Origin of the sequence: Streptomyces sp. NPDC087901 (assembly GCF_044742205.1) — a bacterium.
Taxonomy (GTDB): Bacteria; Actinomycetota; Actinomycetes; order Streptomycetales; family Streptomycetaceae; genus Streptomyces.
On record NZ_JBIUUC010000004.1, the window covers coordinates 551,317 to 567,162 of the forward strand.

The following is a 15,846-nucleotide window of genomic DNA, read 5'->3' on the forward strand; positions in this document are numbered from 1 at the left end:
TGCCGAACCAGGCGGCCCACGCCATACAAGGTGGCCATGCCGCCGCCGCCCGCCGCCGCCTACGCTCCTCGCATGACCCCTCATCCCCCTGTCGACTCCGCCGCCGGCGCGGCCGTCAAGGCCGCCGACCGCGCGCACGTGTTCCACTCCTGGTCCGCCCAGGGCCTGATCGACCCGCTCGCCGTCGCCGGCGCCGAGGGGTCGTACTTCTGGGACTACGACGGCAACCGCTACCTCGACTTCACCAGCGGCCTCGTCTACACCAACATCGGTTACCAGCACCCCACCGTCGTCGCCGCGATCCAGGAGCAGGCGGCGAAGATGACGACCTTCGCGCCCGCCTTCGCGATCGAGCCGCGCTCCGAGGCCGCACGCCTCATCGCCGAGCGCACCCCCGGCGACCTGGACAAGATCTTCTTCACCAACGGCGGCGCCGAGGCCGTCGAGAACGCCGTCCGGATGGCCCGGCTGCACACCGGCCGCACGAAGGTGCTGTCCGCCTACCGCTCCTACCACGGCGCCACCTCCACCGCGATCAACCTGACCGGCGACCCGCGCCGCTGGGCGTCCGACAACGGCTCCGCGGGCGTCGTACGGTTCTGGGCCCCGTTCCTCTACCGTTCGCCGTTCTACGCCGAGACCGAGGCGGAGGAGTGCGCCCGCGCGCTCCAGCATCTGGAGGACACCCTCGCCTACGAGGGTCCTTCGACCATCGCCGCGATCATCCTGGAGACCATCCCGGGCACGGCCGGCATCATGACGCCGCCGCCCGGCTATCTCGCCGGTGTCCGCGAGATCTGCGACCGGTACGGCATCGTCTTCGTCCTCGACGAGGTCATGGCCGGCTTCGGGCGCACCGGCAAGTGGTTCGCCGCCGACCACTTCGACGTCACCCCCGACCTGATGACCTTCGCCAAGGGCGTCAACTCCGGTTACGTACCGCTCGGCGGCGTCGCCATCTCCGCCGAGATCGCCGCCACCTTCGAGACCCGCCCCTACCCGGGCGGCCTCACCTACTCCGGCCACCCGCTGGCCTGCGCGGCCGCCGTCGCCACCATCCATGTGATGGAGGAGGAGAAGGTCATCGAGAACGCCGCCCACATCGGTGAGACGGTCCTGGGCCCGGGTCTGCGCGAGCTCGCCGAGAACCACCCGTCGGTCGGCGAGGTCCGCGGCCTCGGCGCGTTCTGGGCGCTGGAGCTGGTCCGTAACAAGGAGACCCGCGAGCCGCTGGTCCCGTACAACGCGACGGGCGAGGCCAACGCGCCGATGGCGGCCTTCGGCGCTGCGGCGAAGAAGAACGGCCTGTGGCCCTTCATCAACATGAACCGCACCCACGCCGTTCCTGCGTGCAACGTCACCGAGGCCGAGGCCAAGGAGGGCTTGGCCGCTCTCGACGCCGCGCTGTCGGTGGCCGACGAGCACACCGCGTAACGCCGCCCCTGGGCGCCGGCGACCCGCGCCCCTCCCCTTTCCCTCGTCTAAGGTGACCCGAGGCCGAAATGGGGAGGGGCGCCATGCGCGCGAGCGGAGCGGTCACCCGCAGTACGCTGCGCCAGCAGATCGCGGACGCGCTGCGTGACGAGGTGCTGGCCGGGCGTTTGCAGCCGGGACGGGAGTTCACCGTCAAGCAGATCGCCGAGCAGTACGGCGTCTCCGCGACGCCCGTCCGCGAGGCACTCTTCGATCTCTCCGCGCAGGGCCTGCTCGAATCCGACCAGCACCGCGGATTCCGGGTCCACGAGTTCACCGTCGCGGACTACCGCGCGATGGTGGAGGCCCGCGCCCTGGTCATGGACGGGGTCATCCGGGACGTCTTCACGGGGGCGCTCCCCTCGCCGCCTGAGCAGGCCGCCTACCGGGACGCGCTCGTCTCCGTACGCCGTCGGGCCGAGGAGGCCTCCCGCGCGGCGCGCGGCGGTGACCTGGACATCCTCATCGGCTACGACCTGCGCTTCTGGCGCGAGGTGGGCGCGCTCGTCGGCAACAGCTACATCACCGACTTCCTCCACCGGCTGCGCGTCCAGGCCTGGGTCTTCGCCGTGCCGTACCTGCGCGGCGACGCCGATGTGCGGGACTGGCTGTGGAACGGGCACCCCGAACTCGTCGCCGCGATCTCGCACCGCGACCGCGACGCTCTGCGCAGGGCCGTCGAGGACTACAACAGCCACGCCCTGAGCTGGGCGGACCGGCTGGCGGCCGGAGACCCGGCTCATCCGGGACACGCACCGCGGCCGGACGACAAGGACGGGCCCGCCGCCAAGCGGCGTCCGAGCACCTGACCGGTCCGGACGGACAGACGGCCGGGCAGACGGACAGACGCCGGGCAGACAGACAGGCGGCCGGGCTGACCGACAGACGGCCGGGCAGACCGACAGCCGGGTGGGCCGGCGGAGTCGGTCGTGAGGGACCACTGTCCGCGACGTCCCGGCCGCATTACGCTGTCCCGACCATCGCACCACCGCACGCATCCCCGCATGAGAGCGAGACTTCGTGGCCTGTGACCTGTGGCTGGTCCCCCTCGTCGATGTGCTGTGCCACAGCCCCGACAACCCCTTCGCCGAAGAGATAGCCGTCTACGACAAAGCGCTCGTCGACGCAGGGCTGCCGCCCGTGCCCGTCTACGCGTACATGCCCGGACTGACCGGTGACGTGGCCCCGGTCGCGGGCTTCGACTACGACGCGTTGCACTTCCTGCGCCGCGCCTATCTCCTCCACCTCAGCGGCCTTGCCGTCACCCCCGTCGACGAACTGGGCGGGGACTACGAGCAGTTGCTGGAGATGTTCGAGCCGGCCGCCCAGCAGTCGCACCTGGTGTGGCACTACGACCACGCGGGCGCTTACGTCCCCGTGGACTTTGCCGGGCCGCTGTCCACCGATGCCCTGCTGGAGGGCGGCGGTCCGCTCGGTTCGGGGCACGGGCTGCTGCGGGAGCTCCAGTTCGTCGCCCCGTCCATCGGTATCGATCCGGCCAACCCGCCACCCGCCCCGCTGCCGCCCGCCGCGCCCACCGCGCTTGAGGAACCGGCGTTGCCGATCCCGTACGACGACAACCCGTTCGCCCGGGAACGCCATGTCTGGCTCGGCCTCCATGCGGCGGTCACCCGCAGCCTCGCCCAGGGCTCGATGATCATTTTCAGCTGAGGGGCTGTCGGGCGCGGAACCCGCCGCTCCCCGCGGTGCTCACCGGTGACCGGTCACCGCGGGGACTCCGGCGGCCGCTGCCGCGGCATGTTCGGCCGGCTCATCGACTGCAGCGGGAACCTTCCCTGCTGAGCCCCCGGCTCCGTGCGCCCACCGCCCGCGCCGCCGGAGACCAGCGCCTGCATCCCCATCGGCGCGGGACCGGCCCGGAACTCCACCATCCAGTCCGCGGTCTCCGACCGTACGAGCTCCGTGATGTCCTCCGAGAAGCGCCGCAGCACCCCCAGGCACCGCTCGGCCGCCTCGCTCGCCGTCCCCTCGGTCGGGCCGAGCACCTCGCGCACGCACTCCGACGCCCAGTCGAACTGGAGCACCTGGAGCCGCCGCTGCACAGCTTGCGCCGTGGCGAGATTCCTTATCCAGCCCGAGGTCAGCCCGAAGTACCGGTCGCACGCCATGGACGCGGCGCCCAGCAGCAGCGACAGGTACCCCCAGCCGGCCGCGCCGTGCAGCGCGCCCGTCAGGTCGAGCAGCGGCAGCGCGGCGCCCGCCACCGCCCCGGCCGCGGTCCCCAGCCGCAGCGCCCTGGCACCGCGCCGCTTCCACACCCGGTCGCCCAGATACCAGCCGGCGGTGCGCAGCGCATCGGCCTCGACCCAGCGGTACAGCTCGTCCAGCCGCTGGGCGGGTTCGCCCCAGTCACCGAGTGGGAAGGGCGTCCCGGTCAGATCCCTGCCCTGTGCTTCACGGCTCCGAGTGCCGGAGCCAGCACCGGAGGAATCGGCCGGACCGGGCACACCGGGTTCGTTGCGGGGCGGCCCTTCGGGCTGCATCTCCGGCTGACTCACCGGGGTACTCCTCTGCATGCTGGATAACGACGCGTGTTCTCGACCGCGTACTCGACGATGGGCGGATCTCTGCCCTCTGTGCACTCGCTGCTCACTGGCCCGGTGCGACCCGCAGTTCCTCGTGCGTAACCTTGCGTGACGAGAGATGTGCGTGCGTGTGCCGGGACGCACCCCTTCCTACCGCCGAATGGTGGGCCGTGGGGTCGAAATCGCGGTATTCCCGGGTGCACAGGGCCTCTGGTCAGGTATAGGAGTCCTGCCACGGTCTGCCCGAACTCACTCGAAAGAGTTGCTCGCCAGTGGGTGGGGCGCGCCGCCCAGGGACCACGTAGGCTCGGCTTACCGAAACATTTGTCGTCGAAATGCCTGGAGTGACCGTGATTCCCGGTGGTGGTCAGCCCAACATGCAGCAGCTGCTGCAGCAGGCTCAGAAGATGCAGCAGGACCTTTCCGAGGCGCAGGAGGAACTGGCCAGGACCGAGGTCGAGGGTCAGGCGGGCGGTGGCCTCGTGAAGGCGACGGTCACCGGCTCCGGCGAGCTGCGCGGCCTCGTGATCGACCCGAAGGCGGTGGACCCTGAGGACACCGAGACGCTCGCGGACCTCGTCGTGGCGGCGGTCCAGGCGGCGAACGAGAACGCCCAGCAGATCCAGCAGCAGAAGCTGGGTCCGCTGACCCAGGGCCTGGGCGGCATGCCCGGCCTCCCCTTCTGACCGCAGACGTACCGCATACGTCCGCGGGCGTACCCAAGACCGTACGTACCCCCTACGGTACGTACCACGACGCAGCCGACCCGGCCCGAAAGGCGTTCCGTTGTACGAAGGCGTGGTTCAGGACCTCATCGACGAGTTGGGCAGGCTGCCCGGCGTCGGTCCCAAGAGCGCGCAGCGGATCGCCTTCCACATCCTGCAGGCCGAGCCCACGGATGTGCGCCGTCTCGCCCATGCGCTGCTGGAGGTCAAGGACAAGGTCCGCTTCTGCGCCGTGTGCGGCAACGTGGCCCAGCAGGAGGAGTGCGGGATCTGCCGGGACCCGCGCCGCGACCGGACGGTCATCTGCGTGGTCGAGGAGCCGAAGGACGTCGTGGCGATCGAGCGGACCCGTGAGTTCCGCGGCCGCTACCACGTCCTGGGCGGGGCGATCAGCCCCATCGAGGGCGTCGGCCCGGACGATCTGCGCATCCGTGAGCTGCTGGCCCGTCTCGCCGACGGCTCCATCACCGAACTGATCCTGGCGACCGACCCCAACCTGGAGGGCGAGGCCACCGCGACGTACCTGGCGCGGATGGTCAAGCCGATGGGTCTGCGCGTCACCCGGCTGGCCAGCGGCCTGCCGGTGGGCGGCGACCTGGAGTACGCGGACGAGGTCACTCTCGGCCGCGCCTTCGAGGGGAGGCGCCTGCTCGATGTCTGATTGTCTTCCGGCCGTCGATCGGCGGTCTCACGGCGGCTTTACGTTCAGCGCAGCTATCTTCTACTCACCGTCTGCGACCGTGCCCACGGGAGGTCTCCTCGATGTCTGACGCCACGCTGAACACTGTCACGCAGGACCCCGACGACTTCGCGGTCCAGATCGCCGACCAGATCAAGACGTTCATCGTCGCGGTCACCGAGGTGTCCATGGTCGAGGAGCCCGAGGAGGCCGTCCCGGTCCTGCTCCTCCAGGTCTCCCAGCTCCTGCTGGCCGGAGGCCGGCTGGGCGCGTACGAGGACATCCTTCCCGACGAGCGCTACGAGCCCGACCTGGGTGCCGAGCCGGACGCGGACGGCCTGCGCGAGCGTTTCGCGGCCCTGCTGGAGCCGATCGACGTCTACTCCGAGGTCTTCGACCCGTACGAGCCCCGCAAGGCCCCGGTCCCGGCACGCATCTCCGACGACCTGGCCGACCTGGTCACGGACCTGCGCCACGGCCTGGCCCACTACGAGGAGGACCGCACCACGGAGGCCCTGTGGTGGTGGCAGTTCTCCTACTTCTCCAACTGGGGCTCCACCGCCTCCGCCGCCCTGCGCGCGCTCCAGTCCCTCATCGCCCACATCCGGCTGAACCAGCCCCTCCAGGAGCTCGACGGCCTGGACACCGACCAGGACGCCGGCGACGAGGACCTGGCCGAGGAGGCCGGCCGCGTCATGGTCGAGGAGATCGCGGGCCCGCTGGGGCTGCGGCCGGTGAAGTAGGTCCCCGCAGGACCTCGGTCCGGGTGGTTCGAAACAAGATCGCCGCAGGACCTCTCAAGATCTACGATCACCGGATGATCGAAGGTACGACGGTAAGGCTCCGCGCGCTGCGCGCGGAGGACGCGGAACATCACGTCCGGTGGCGCAACGACCCGGAGGTGGTCCACTGGGCCGCGGGTGGTGACCCGCTATTCGGGCCGGTCACGGCGGAGGCCATCGGGAACGCCTTCGAGACGATGCTCCGGTTGAGCCCGAGGGACTCAGCCGTCTTCACGGTCGAGGATCTGACCGACGGCGCGGTGATCGGGATGGTGGACTACCGGGACCTGGACCCCTTCGCCGGGCTGGTCACGGTGGGCGTCACCATCGGCAGCCGGGACCACTGGGGCGGCGGGTACGGCTCGGAGGCGTTGAGTCTTCTGGTGGGGCACCTGTTCGGGGCCTTCGGCCTGCACCGGATCGAGCTCGACACCTGGAGCGGCAACGAGCGGGCCGTCCGCGCCTTCACCAAGGCGGGCTTCCGGGAGGAGGGCCGGCGCCGGGAGACCGTGCTGGTGGCGGGCAAGCGGTACGACACCGTGCTGTTCGCGATGCTGCGCGCGGAGTGGCCGGGCTCGGCCGCTCAGGGTTCGGGCCCGCGAGAGGTGCGGGGAGTCGCCCGGTAGCGGACGGCCTGGCGACCGCCGACGCCGCCTTCCGTTCCGCATGGACAAGCACCGGCGGCCTCGAGGTAGGGCATGGCCACACGGCTGACGGCTGGGGCGAGTACCTGCACGGATCGGTCGACGAGGTGCAGGCGTTCTCCGATACCGCCGTCCACCACCTCGGGCACGGCGCGGAGTCCTGCCTCAACTGCTGATCACAGCCCCTATGCGGCCCAGCGCTCCCCGTGTGGGCTGGGCCACATAGGGGAGTGGGCGGGCGATCGGCGGGCAGCAGCCCCGTACGAGCAGTTCGGTGCGACACGCCGATGATCACGTGGTGAGCGGGACATCTCAGCATGCGATATCGGCGGGGCGTTTCCGGACTGCTCGTTAAACTGAGCCGACCGCGATAATGGATTGAGCGAGGAGCGCACGTGGGCCTTGTCGTGCAGAAGTACGGAGGCTCCTCCGTAGCCGATGCCGAAGGCATCAAGCGGGTCGCCAAGCGAGTCGTCGACGCCAAGAAGAATGGCAACCAGGTGGTTGTCGTGGTGTCAGCGATGGGCGACACGACGGACGAGTTGATCGATCTCGCCGAGCAGGTATCTCCGATGCCGGCCGGGCGTGAGTTCGACATGCTGCTGACCGCCGGAGAGCGGATCTCCATGGCCCTTTTGGCGATGGCGATCAAAAACCTGGGCCACGAGGCCCAGTCGTTCACGGGCAGCCAGGCCGGTGTCATCACCGACTCGGTCCACAACAAAGCGCGCATCATCGATGTCACGCCGGGCCGCATCCGGACCTCGATCGACGAGGGCAACATCGCCATCGTCGCCGGGTTCCAGGGCGTCAGCCAGGAGGGCAAGAACATCACGACCCTCGGCCGCGGCGGGTCCGACACCACCGCGGTGGCGCTCGCGGCGGCGCTGGACGCCGAGGTCTGTGAGATCTACACCGATGTGGACGGTGTCTTCACCGCCGACCCGCGGGTCGTGAAGAAGGCCCAGAAGATCGACTGGATCTCCTTCGAGGACATGCTGGAGCTGGCAGCGTCCGGTTCCAAGGTGCTGCTGCACCGCTGTGTGGAGTACGCACGCCGCTACAACATTCCGATCCACGTCCGCTCGTCCTTCTCGGGACTGCGCGGAACCTGGGTCAGCAACGAGCCGCAAGGGGACCAGCAGGTGGAGCACGCCATCATCTCCGGAGTCGCCCACGACGTCTCCGAGGCCAAGGTCACGGTCGTCGGCGTGCCCGACAAGCCGGGCGAGGCAGCCGCGATCTTCCGTGCCATCGCGGACGCCGAGATCAACATGGACATGGTGGTGCAGAACGTCTCCGCCGCGTCGACGGGTCTGACGGACATCACGTTCACGCTCCCCAAGGCGGAGGGCCGCAAGGCCATCGACGCCCTGGAGCGCAGCCGGGCCGGCATCGGCTTCGAGTCGCTGCGTTACGACGACCAGATCGCGAAGATCTCCCTGGTCGGCGCGGGTATGAAGACCAACCCGGGCGTCACCGCGGGCTTCTTCGAGGCGCTGTCCGACGTCGGTGTGAACATCGAGCTGATCTCGACCTCCGAGATCCGCATCTCGGTGGTCACCCGCGCCGACGACGTCAACGAGGCGGTGCGCGCCGTGCACACCGCCTTCGGTCTCGACAGCGACTCCGACGAGGCAGTCGTGTACGGGGGCACCGGCCGATGACCGCACGCCGCCCTTCGCTCGCGGTCGTCGGCGCGACCGGCGCGATCGGCGGCGTCATGCTCCAGATCCTCACGGAACACGCGGATGTCTGGGGCGAGGTGAAACTGATCGCCTCACCGCGTCTCGTCGGCCGCAAGCTGGTCGTGCGCGGTGAGGAGGCCGAGGTCCTCGGGCTCACCGAGGACGTCTTCGACGACGTCGACGTGGCGCTCTTCCTGGTGCCCGACGAGGTCTCCGCGCGCTGGGCGCCGCTCGCCGCGTCCAAGGGCGCCGTCGTCATCGACGACTCCGCCGCCTTCCGGAAGGACGGGGACGTGCCGCTCGTCGTCCCCGAGATCAATCCCCATGCCGTACGGATCAGGCCGCGCGGCATCGTCGCCAGCCCGACCTGCACGACGCTTTCGCTGATCGTAGCGGTCGGCGCCCTGCACGCCGAGTTCGGGCTGCGGGAGCTCGTCGTCTCCTCGTACCAGGCGGTGAGCGGGGCCGGGCGCGACGGCGTCGCCGTACTGCGCGAACAGCTGTCGATCGTGGCCGGCACCGAACTCGGTACGAAGCCCGGCGACGTACGCCGTGTGGTGGGCGACACGGACGACGGCCCGTTCGCCGCACCCGTCGCCCTCAACGTCGTGCCGTGGGCCGGCACGGACGCGGGCGACGGCTGGTCGTCCGAGGAGCTGGCGATCCGCGACGAGTGCCGCAAGATCCTTGATCTGCCCGCCCTGAAGGTCTCGGCGACCTGTGTGTACGTACCCGTGATCGCCACGCACTCGATGTCCGTCCACGCCCGCTTCGAGAACGAGGTCGCGGTCGACCGGGCCCACGAGATCCTGGCAACCGCACCGGGTGTCGTGCTGTACGACAACCCGGGAGCCGGAGATTTCCCCACCCCGTCCGATGTGGTGGGCACCGACCCGACGTGGGTCGGCCGGGTCCGCCGTTCGCTGGACGACCCCCGCGCGCTCGAGCTCTTCCTCTGCGGCGACAACCTCCGCAAGGGGGCGGCACTGAACGTCGCGCAGATCGCCGAAGCGGTGGCTGCCGAATTTCCCCGGTCCTGATCGAACCTGTTTTGTACGCTCTGTGAACGCCCTGTGAGCAAGTTGCTGGTCTGAACCTCTTGAGCTGGGGTATCGCGGTGGCCGACGATGACCTTTCGGCCCGTCGCAACCGCCGGCCGGGTGGCAGGCGTCTCAGTGGTCACTTCCTGCGCGGCGGGGCGCATATTCGGGGCATTCGGGGAAGAACGGGTCGTATGAAGGCATATCGCACGGAGTCAAACGCGGTGCCGTATGCGTACAACCCTGACGGGGGGAAACGTGTCCAACTGGCGTGGCAGAGGTTCTCGATATCACAGTGGTGGGCCCCCTGCGCGGCGCTTCGGTGCGACCGCTCAGACGGCCCCGCGCGTCCGGTGGTATGCCGGTGATCGCGCCCATGCCCGCAGCGCGGCCTGCGGGGCTGCCGTCGCAGCGCGAGGGCGCTGAGGAGAGCGTGGCAGCCGGAACCACCGTCGACCATCTCACCGAGACCTACCGCGCCCACTACCGTTCGCTGCTCGGCCTCGCCGCCCTGCTGCTGGACGACACGGCCTCCTGTGAGGACGTCGTGCAGGAGGCGTTCATCCGCGTTCATTCGGCGCGCAACCGGGTACGCGAGCCGGAGAAGACACTCGCGTACCTGCGTCAGACCGTCGTCAACCTCTCCCGCTCAGCGCTGCGCCGCCGCATCCTCGGGCTGAAGCTGCTCTCCAAGCCCATGCCGGACATGGCGAGCGCGGAAGAGGGGGCGTACGACCAGCTGGAGCGGGACGCGCTGATCAAGGCGATGCGGGGGCTGCAACGGCGCCAGCGGGAGGTGCTGGTGCTGCGCTACTTCGCGGACATGACCGAGGCGCAGGTCGCCGAGACGCTGGGGATATCTCTGGGCTCGGTGAAGGCGTACGGCTCCCGCGGTATCGCGGCGCTGCGCGTGGTGATGGAGGCGCAGGCATGAGCCGGCGCCACGACGACGATCACGGGCGCGAGGACGGGAACGGAATCCGGCGCAGGCCTGCTCGCGGACATCGGAATGACCGGACTGGAAACGGAATTGTGAACCACGGGCCGGAGAACACCTCGCACACGGACCGCGACGCGGGTGAGGGCGCGCACCCCGGCACCGTCGGCGCCGCCTCTTCCAGTGGGGCCAGTGGGTCCGGCCGGTCCAGGGAGTCCAGTGGGTCCGTCCGGTCCGGTGTGGACGCGGACACTCGGGGATTCGGAGGTCCGTCCGGTCTCTGGGGTCAGGGTTCCGGTCCCCTCGGCGGTGATTCCCTCGACGAGGCCGCGCTGCGCCGGATGATGCACGGTGCCGTGCAGAGTCTCGAACCGAGCGACGGCACCCTCGACCATCTGTTCCGCGCGGTGCCCGCCCGGCGTGCGCGTCGTCGGCAGGCCCTTGTCGGGGTGGCTGCGGCCGCGCTGCTCATCGGCACCGCGGTCCCAGCCTTCGTCCATGTCGCCAACTCCGAGAGTTCCAGCACCGCCAGTCCCGCCATCGCCGGGCACGGCGAGCAGGCGCAGGGCGGCAACGGCGAGGAACCCGGCGCGGAATCCGGCAACGGGGGCGGCACCGGCGGCGACGGGCAGCAGAGCGGCGCTCAGGGCCTCCCGGACAGCACGGTCTCCCCGTCCGACAGCAGCGGCCAGGGTACGGACGAGAAGGTGGCCGGCGGTCCCTCGGACGACCCGGCCGCCAGTGCGCAGGCGGACATGCCGGCCTGCGCCCCCGACCAGCTCGGAGTCGCCTCGGCGAGCACCAGCACGGCCGGTGCCGACGGCACGGTGTACGGAAGCTTCCGCATCGCCAACGTGTCCGGTAAGAACTGCTCGGTGAGCAGCAGCGGCACGGTGGGCTTCGCGGCGACGGGTGCGGCCGACCCGGCCAAGATCGTGGTCGTCCGGCACATCCAGGGGGACCCGGCGTCCGGGCTGCCCGATCCTGCGCAGGAGGAGGCGACGGTGCTTCTGAAGCCGGACATGGCCTACGAGGTGATGTTCGCCTGGGTGCCCCAGGAGACCTGTCCGACCACCGGCAGTTCACCCTCCCCGAGTCCCACGGACGGCGCGGCCGGCAGTACAGGAGTCGCGGCCGGGTCCACGACGGGCAGCGGAACCACGGACAGCGAAGCGGGTACGGAGACGCAGTTCGGCAGCGAGGACGGCGACGGCACGGCACCGGGCACCGTGTCCGTGCAGCACACGCCGGAACCAGGGGCGCCGGTCGCCGAGACGACGATCGCCAACGCCTGCGCGGGCACGATCTACCGGACGGGCGTGCTCGAAGCCACGTCGTGAGGGCGGGCGGGGCGAGGCGGGACAGGGCCCGGTGCGGGGAACGCCGACGGGCCCGTTCCCGGCCGCCGCGCACTTCCGGGACCGCGGACGGTCAGCTTGTGGGGGTGTCCTCGTCGGCGATCAGACCGAGCTTCAGATCCCGGGCTGCTTCGGCCTCGCGCCTCAGCAGGCGGAACCACATGAAGACCACGAACGCGGCGAAGACGAACCACTCACCCGTGTAGCCGAGGTTCTGGAACGCCTTCAGGTCGAGCCCGCTGCCTTGGGGCGCGGCAGCCGGTACAGGACGCAGGCCACCGCCGCCCTTGCCCGGGGTGTCGGTGAGGACGGTGTCGGTGGTCCCGGACACGCCGGTCCCGGAGGCACCGGTGCGGGCGTCGGTCTCCTGGAGCGTCACCCAGGCGTCGTAGACGTCGTACGGCACGAGGTTGACCAGGGACGCGGCGCTGATCATGCCGACCTGCCCGTCGGGGAGGCCGCCCTTCGCGTCGACCCCGTCCGTGCCCGTGTTCTCCGATGCCTGGAGGTCGCCGGTCACGGTGACCCGGCCGGTCGGCGCGGCCGGTACCGGGGTGTGTCCGGCCTTCCCGGGCAGCCAGCCGCGCACCACCGGCAGGGCCTTGCCGCTGTCGGTGCGCAGCATGTCCAGGACGTAGAAGCCGCTGCGGTCCTCCAGCTTCCGGCCGGGCACCAGGAACTGATCGGCGTACCGGCCGCTCGCGGTGGCGGGACGGCCGGAGGTCACCGTGTCGACGGGCAGCAGCTCGTCCAGCGGTTCGGCGGCCATCGTGCCCGGAGCGGGCTGCTTCTCGGCGGCCTCGTGCGTCTGCACGCGGTCCTCGAAGCGGCCGAGCTGCCAGGTGCCCATGAACACGCAGAACGGGATGGCCAGCACGACGAAGAGGTTGATCCCCCACCATCGCGGGGTCAGCAGGAACCGGTACACCCCTCCACGGTACGGTCCCCGCTCCTGCCCGCCGGAGCGGGGGCACCCGAGAAGCCACCTTTTATCCGGCCCCTACGCCGACTGACGCCGACTGACGCAGACTGACGCCGATTTACGCAGCCCTGAGCAGACTTGCGCAGCTCTACGCAGCTCTACGCAGCTCTACGCAGCTCTACGCAGCTCTACGCAGCTCTACGCAGTGCCCGGCAGCCGTCCCGGCCCGCCGGCCGTCGCGCGCGCAGCGGTCCGGCGCAGCCCCGGCCCGGCTCTACGCGCCGTCCTCCGCATCTCCCAGGTGGCGGCGGGCGAAGTCGAGTTCCAGCCGCACCTGCTTGATCCGCTCCTCCACGACGAGTGAGCCGTGGCCCGCGTCGTACCGGTAGACCTCGTGCACGGCGTCGCGGTCCTTCAGCCGGTCGACGTAGTTCTCCACCTGGCGGATCGGGCAGCGCGGGTCGTTGACGCCCGCCGAGATGTAGACGGGCGCCCGCACGGTGTCGACGTAGGTGAGGGGTGACGAGGCCTCGAACCGCTCGGGCACCTCCTCCGGCGTCCCGCCCAGCAGGGTGCGGTCCATCGCCTTCAGAGCCTCCATCTCGTCGTGGTACGCCGTGACGTAGTCCGCGACCGGAACCGCGGCCAGGCCCACGGACCAGTCGTCCGGCTGCGTGCCGAGGCCGAGCAGGGTCAGATAGCCGCCCCAGGAGCCGCCGGCCAGGACCAGCTTCGCCGGATCCGCGAGGCCGGACTTCACCGCCCACTCCCGCACCGCCGCGATGTCCTCCAGCTCGATCAGGCCGACCCGGTGCTTGAGCGCGTCCGTCCACGCCCGCCCGTAGCCCGTCGAGCCGCGGTAGTTGACCCGGACGACCGCATAGCCATGGTCCACCCAGGCGGCGGGACCCGCCGCGAAGGCGTCGCTGTCGTGCCAGGTCGGTCCGCCGTGGATCTCGAACACGGTCGGGAACGGTCCCTGGGCCGGGCCGGCCGGCCGCTGGACGAGCGCATGGATGCGGCCCCCGGGCCCGTCCACCCACACGTCCTCGACCGGGACGGACACCGGCGCCTTCGCGCCGGGCGGATCGAGCACCACCGCACCGGTCGTGGAGCGGACGACGGGCGGCTCCGCCGCCGACGACCACAGGTATTCCACCGTGCCGTCCGGCCGGGCCGTGGCACCCGAGACCGAACCGGCGGGCGTCTCCACCCGCACCAGGGCCCCGCCGGCCGCGGCCGGCTCGTACCGCCAGAGCTCGCTGCGGGCCTCGAAGCCGTGCTCGACCAGCAGCGCGGAGCCGTCCGGATACCACTCGGCACCCACATCGCCGGGCAGGTCGATGGCGAGGTCCGTCTCCGTGCCCGCCACCGGGTCCCAGATCATCGGCTCCCAGCGGCCGCGCCGCTGGTGCCCGACCAGCAGCCGGGTGTCCCCGGCGACCGGTGCGAAGCCGAGGACCGCGAGGCCGAGCTCCTTCGTGCCCCCCTCGGTGTCGTCCAGCTCCGCGACCGTGCTGCCGTCGGGGCGCACCACACGCAGGGCGGAGTGCATCGCGTCGCCGTGCTCCGTGTGCTCCAGCGCGATCAGCGAGCCGTCGTGCGACAGGTCGCCGACCCCCGCCGATTCGCGGTGGCGGTAGATCTCCACGGGCGCCGCCCCGGACCGTACGACGTGGACCGTCGTGCCGTCCTCGTCCGTCGAACGGCCGATCACCGCGGTCCCGTCGCGGCCGATCGCGAGCCCGGCCGGATAGGACGGCTCAAGACCGGGGGCGGCCGGCTTGTCCTCCGCGCCCTCACTGTCGGCACGGAACGGCTGGCGCATCCACACCCCGAACTCGTCCCCGTCGGTGTCGCTGAACCACCACACGGCCTCGCCGTCCGGTGTCAGTACGCCGTCCGTCGTCCCGTTCGGCCGGTCCGTCACCTGGCGCTGCTCGCCCGTCGACCGGTCCCATGCGTAGAGCTCGTACGTCCCCGTCGCATTGGAAACGAACAGGGCGCGGTCCGGAGCATCCTCCGCCCAGTCGGGCAGCGACACCCGGGGGGCCCGGAAGCGCTGTTCCCACGCCGGGACGGAATCGTTCGTCGAACCAGTGGTCTCAGTCATGCCCCCCATTCTGCGCCGGACGGCCGACAAACCGTTCGCGTCGTCCGCAGCCTGTGGATAACCTCGCCGGCATGCCTCTTCCGATACCTGCCGACTGGCGCGAGGCCAACCGCGCGATGTGGGATGAGCGTGTGCCCATACACGCCGAGAGCGACTTCTACGACCTCGACTCCTTCCGCGCGGGCAAGGACGCCCTGCGGGACTTCGAGCTGGCGGAGGTCGGGGACGTGACCGGCCGGACGCTGCTGCACCTGCAGTGCCACATCGGGGTCGACACCCTTTCCTGGGCCCGGCACGGTGCGGCGCAGGTCGTCGGCCTCGACTTCTCCGAAGCGGCCGTCGAGACCGCCCGCGGGCTCGCCCAGGAGCTGGGCCTGGGTCCGGACCGGGCGGCGTTCGTCGCCGCGGACGTCCACGACGCGGCCGAGGCCGTGCCGGACTCCTCGTACGACATCGTCTACACGGGCATCGGCGCGCTGAACTGGCTGCCTGACATCGACCGCTGGGCCGAGACGGCGGCGTCGCTCGTCGCGCCCGGCGGGTTCCTCTACCTGGCCGAGTTCCACCCGCTCACCGACTGCCTCGACGACGCGACCGGTTCAAGAATCGTCCACGACTACTTCAGCCGCGATGCGTGGGTGGACGAGACGCCGGGCACCTACGCGGACTTCGACGCGCCGACTGTCCACAACCGCAGCGTCGAATGGCAGCACCCGGTGGGGAGTGTGGTCTCCGCTCTTGCCGCGGCCGGTCTGCGGATCGAGTTCCTGCACGAGCACGACGCCTCGCTCTTCGCCCGCTTCCCGGTGCTGGAGCGCGAGTCGGACGGTTTCTACCGCTTCCCGGCGGAGCGGCCGCGGATTCCGCTGATGTACTCGGTCAAGGCGTCCCGGCCGGGCGGTCCGGACAGCGGCCGGTAGCGCAACGGGGCCGCCGGGC

General features: G+C 70.7%; 15 protein-coding genes. 12 read left to right on the top strand and 3 right to left on the bottom strand.

Annotated features, from left to right (window positions below):
• Positions 1-72: 72 nt before the first annotated feature.
• From ACIOEW_RS16190 to ACIOEW_RS16200, 3 genes are all read left to right on the top strand, one after another.
• Positions 73-1,434, top strand: a complete 1,362-nt coding sequence (locus ACIOEW_RS16190) for an aspartate aminotransferase family protein (protein ID WP_401964341.1) — start codon at positions 73-75, stop codon at positions 1,432-1,434.
• An 83-nt stretch (positions 1,435-1,517) separates the two neighbouring features.
• Positions 1,518-2,282 (top strand): GntR family transcriptional regulator, encoded by a 765-nt coding sequence (locus ACIOEW_RS16195; RefSeq protein WP_401964342.1) that lies wholly within the window; start codon positions 1,518-1,520, stop codon positions 2,280-2,282.
• A gap of 211 nt (positions 2,283-2,493) precedes the next feature.
• Positions 2,494-3,144 carry a hypothetical protein gene (locus ACIOEW_RS16200; protein WP_362539237.1) on the top strand — a complete coding sequence of 217 codons (651 nt, stop codon included), beginning with the start codon at positions 2,494-2,496 and terminating at the stop codon, positions 3,142-3,144.
• Between the two features lie 53 nt (positions 3,145-3,197).
• Here the strand turns inward: ACIOEW_RS16200 and ACIOEW_RS16205 are convergent, their stop codons facing one another.
• The gene (locus tag ACIOEW_RS16205; RefSeq protein WP_401964343.1) at positions 3,198-3,992 is read right to left on the bottom strand and encodes an SLATT domain-containing protein; all 795 of its coding nucleotides are present in this window, start codon (positions 3,990-3,992) and stop codon (positions 3,198-3,200) included.
• A gap of 377 nt (positions 3,993-4,369) precedes the next feature.
• Between ACIOEW_RS16205 and ACIOEW_RS16210 the strand changes: the two genes are divergently transcribed.
• From ACIOEW_RS16210 to ACIOEW_RS16245, 8 genes are all read left to right on the top strand, one after another.
• A complete protein-coding gene (locus tag ACIOEW_RS16210) occupies positions 4,370-4,705 on the top strand; it encodes a YbaB/EbfC family nucleoid-associated protein (protein ID WP_362540532.1) in 336 nt (111 codons plus the stop codon).
• Between the two features lie 100 nt (positions 4,706-4,805).
• Entirely contained in the window at positions 4,806-5,405 is a 600-nt protein-coding gene (recR, locus tag ACIOEW_RS16215; RefSeq protein WP_266780167.1) for a recombination mediator RecR, read from the top strand.
• Positions 5,406-5,506: 101 nt separating this feature from the next.
• Positions 5,507-6,166: a DUF5063 domain-containing protein gene (locus tag ACIOEW_RS16220; RefSeq protein ID WP_350994827.1), complete on the top strand. Its 660-nt coding sequence runs from the start codon at positions 5,507-5,509 to the stop codon at positions 6,164-6,166.
• A gap of 74 nt (positions 6,167-6,240) precedes the next feature.
• Positions 6,241-6,831, top strand: coding sequence for a GNAT family N-acetyltransferase (locus ACIOEW_RS16225; RefSeq protein ID WP_401964344.1), 591 nt, complete (start codon positions 6,241-6,243; stop codon positions 6,829-6,831).
• A gap of 413 nt (positions 6,832-7,244) precedes the next feature.
• Positions 7,245-8,516: an aspartate kinase gene (locus tag ACIOEW_RS16230; protein WP_326660415.1), complete on the top strand. Its 1,272-nt coding sequence runs from the start codon at positions 7,245-7,247 to the stop codon at positions 8,514-8,516.
• Positions 8,513-9,577, top strand: a complete 1,065-nt coding sequence (locus ACIOEW_RS16235) for an aspartate-semialdehyde dehydrogenase (RefSeq protein ID WP_401964345.1) — start codon at positions 8,513-8,515, stop codon at positions 9,575-9,577. Before ACIOEW_RS16230 ends, ACIOEW_RS16235 begins: the two co-directional genes overlap by 4 nt.
• Before the next feature lie 358 nt (positions 9,578-9,935).
• Entirely contained in the window at positions 9,936-10,511 is a 576-nt protein-coding gene (locus tag ACIOEW_RS16240) for a SigE family RNA polymerase sigma factor (protein ID WP_323178042.1), read from the top strand.
• A gap of 98 nt (positions 10,512-10,609) precedes the next feature.
• The gene (locus tag ACIOEW_RS16245) at positions 10,610-11,854 is read left to right on the top strand and encodes a hypothetical protein (protein ID WP_401964346.1); all 1,245 of its coding nucleotides are present in this window, start codon (positions 10,610-10,612) and stop codon (positions 11,852-11,854) included.
• Positions 11,855-11,945: 91 nt separating this feature from the next.
• Here ACIOEW_RS16245 and ACIOEW_RS16250 read toward each other — a convergent pair whose 3' ends face one another.
• Both ACIOEW_RS16250 and ACIOEW_RS16255 read right to left on the bottom strand, forming a co-directional pair.
• Complete coding sequence (locus ACIOEW_RS16250) at positions 11,946-12,800, bottom strand: SURF1 family protein (protein ID WP_401964347.1); 855 nt, start codon at positions 12,798-12,800, stop codon at positions 11,946-11,948.
• Positions 12,801-13,068: 268 nt separating this feature from the next.
• Positions 13,069-14,907, bottom strand: coding sequence for a S9 family peptidase (locus ACIOEW_RS16255; RefSeq protein WP_401964348.1), 1,839 nt, complete (start codon positions 14,905-14,907; stop codon positions 13,069-13,071).
• A gap of 71 nt (positions 14,908-14,978) precedes the next feature.
• Here ACIOEW_RS16255 and ACIOEW_RS16260 point away from each other — a divergent pair, with 71 nt between their 5' ends.
• Positions 14,979-15,827: a methyltransferase domain-containing protein gene (locus ACIOEW_RS16260; protein ID WP_362539215.1), complete on the top strand. Its 849-nt coding sequence runs from the start codon at positions 14,979-14,981 to the stop codon at positions 15,825-15,827.
• Positions 15,828-15,846: the final 19 nt, after the last annotated feature.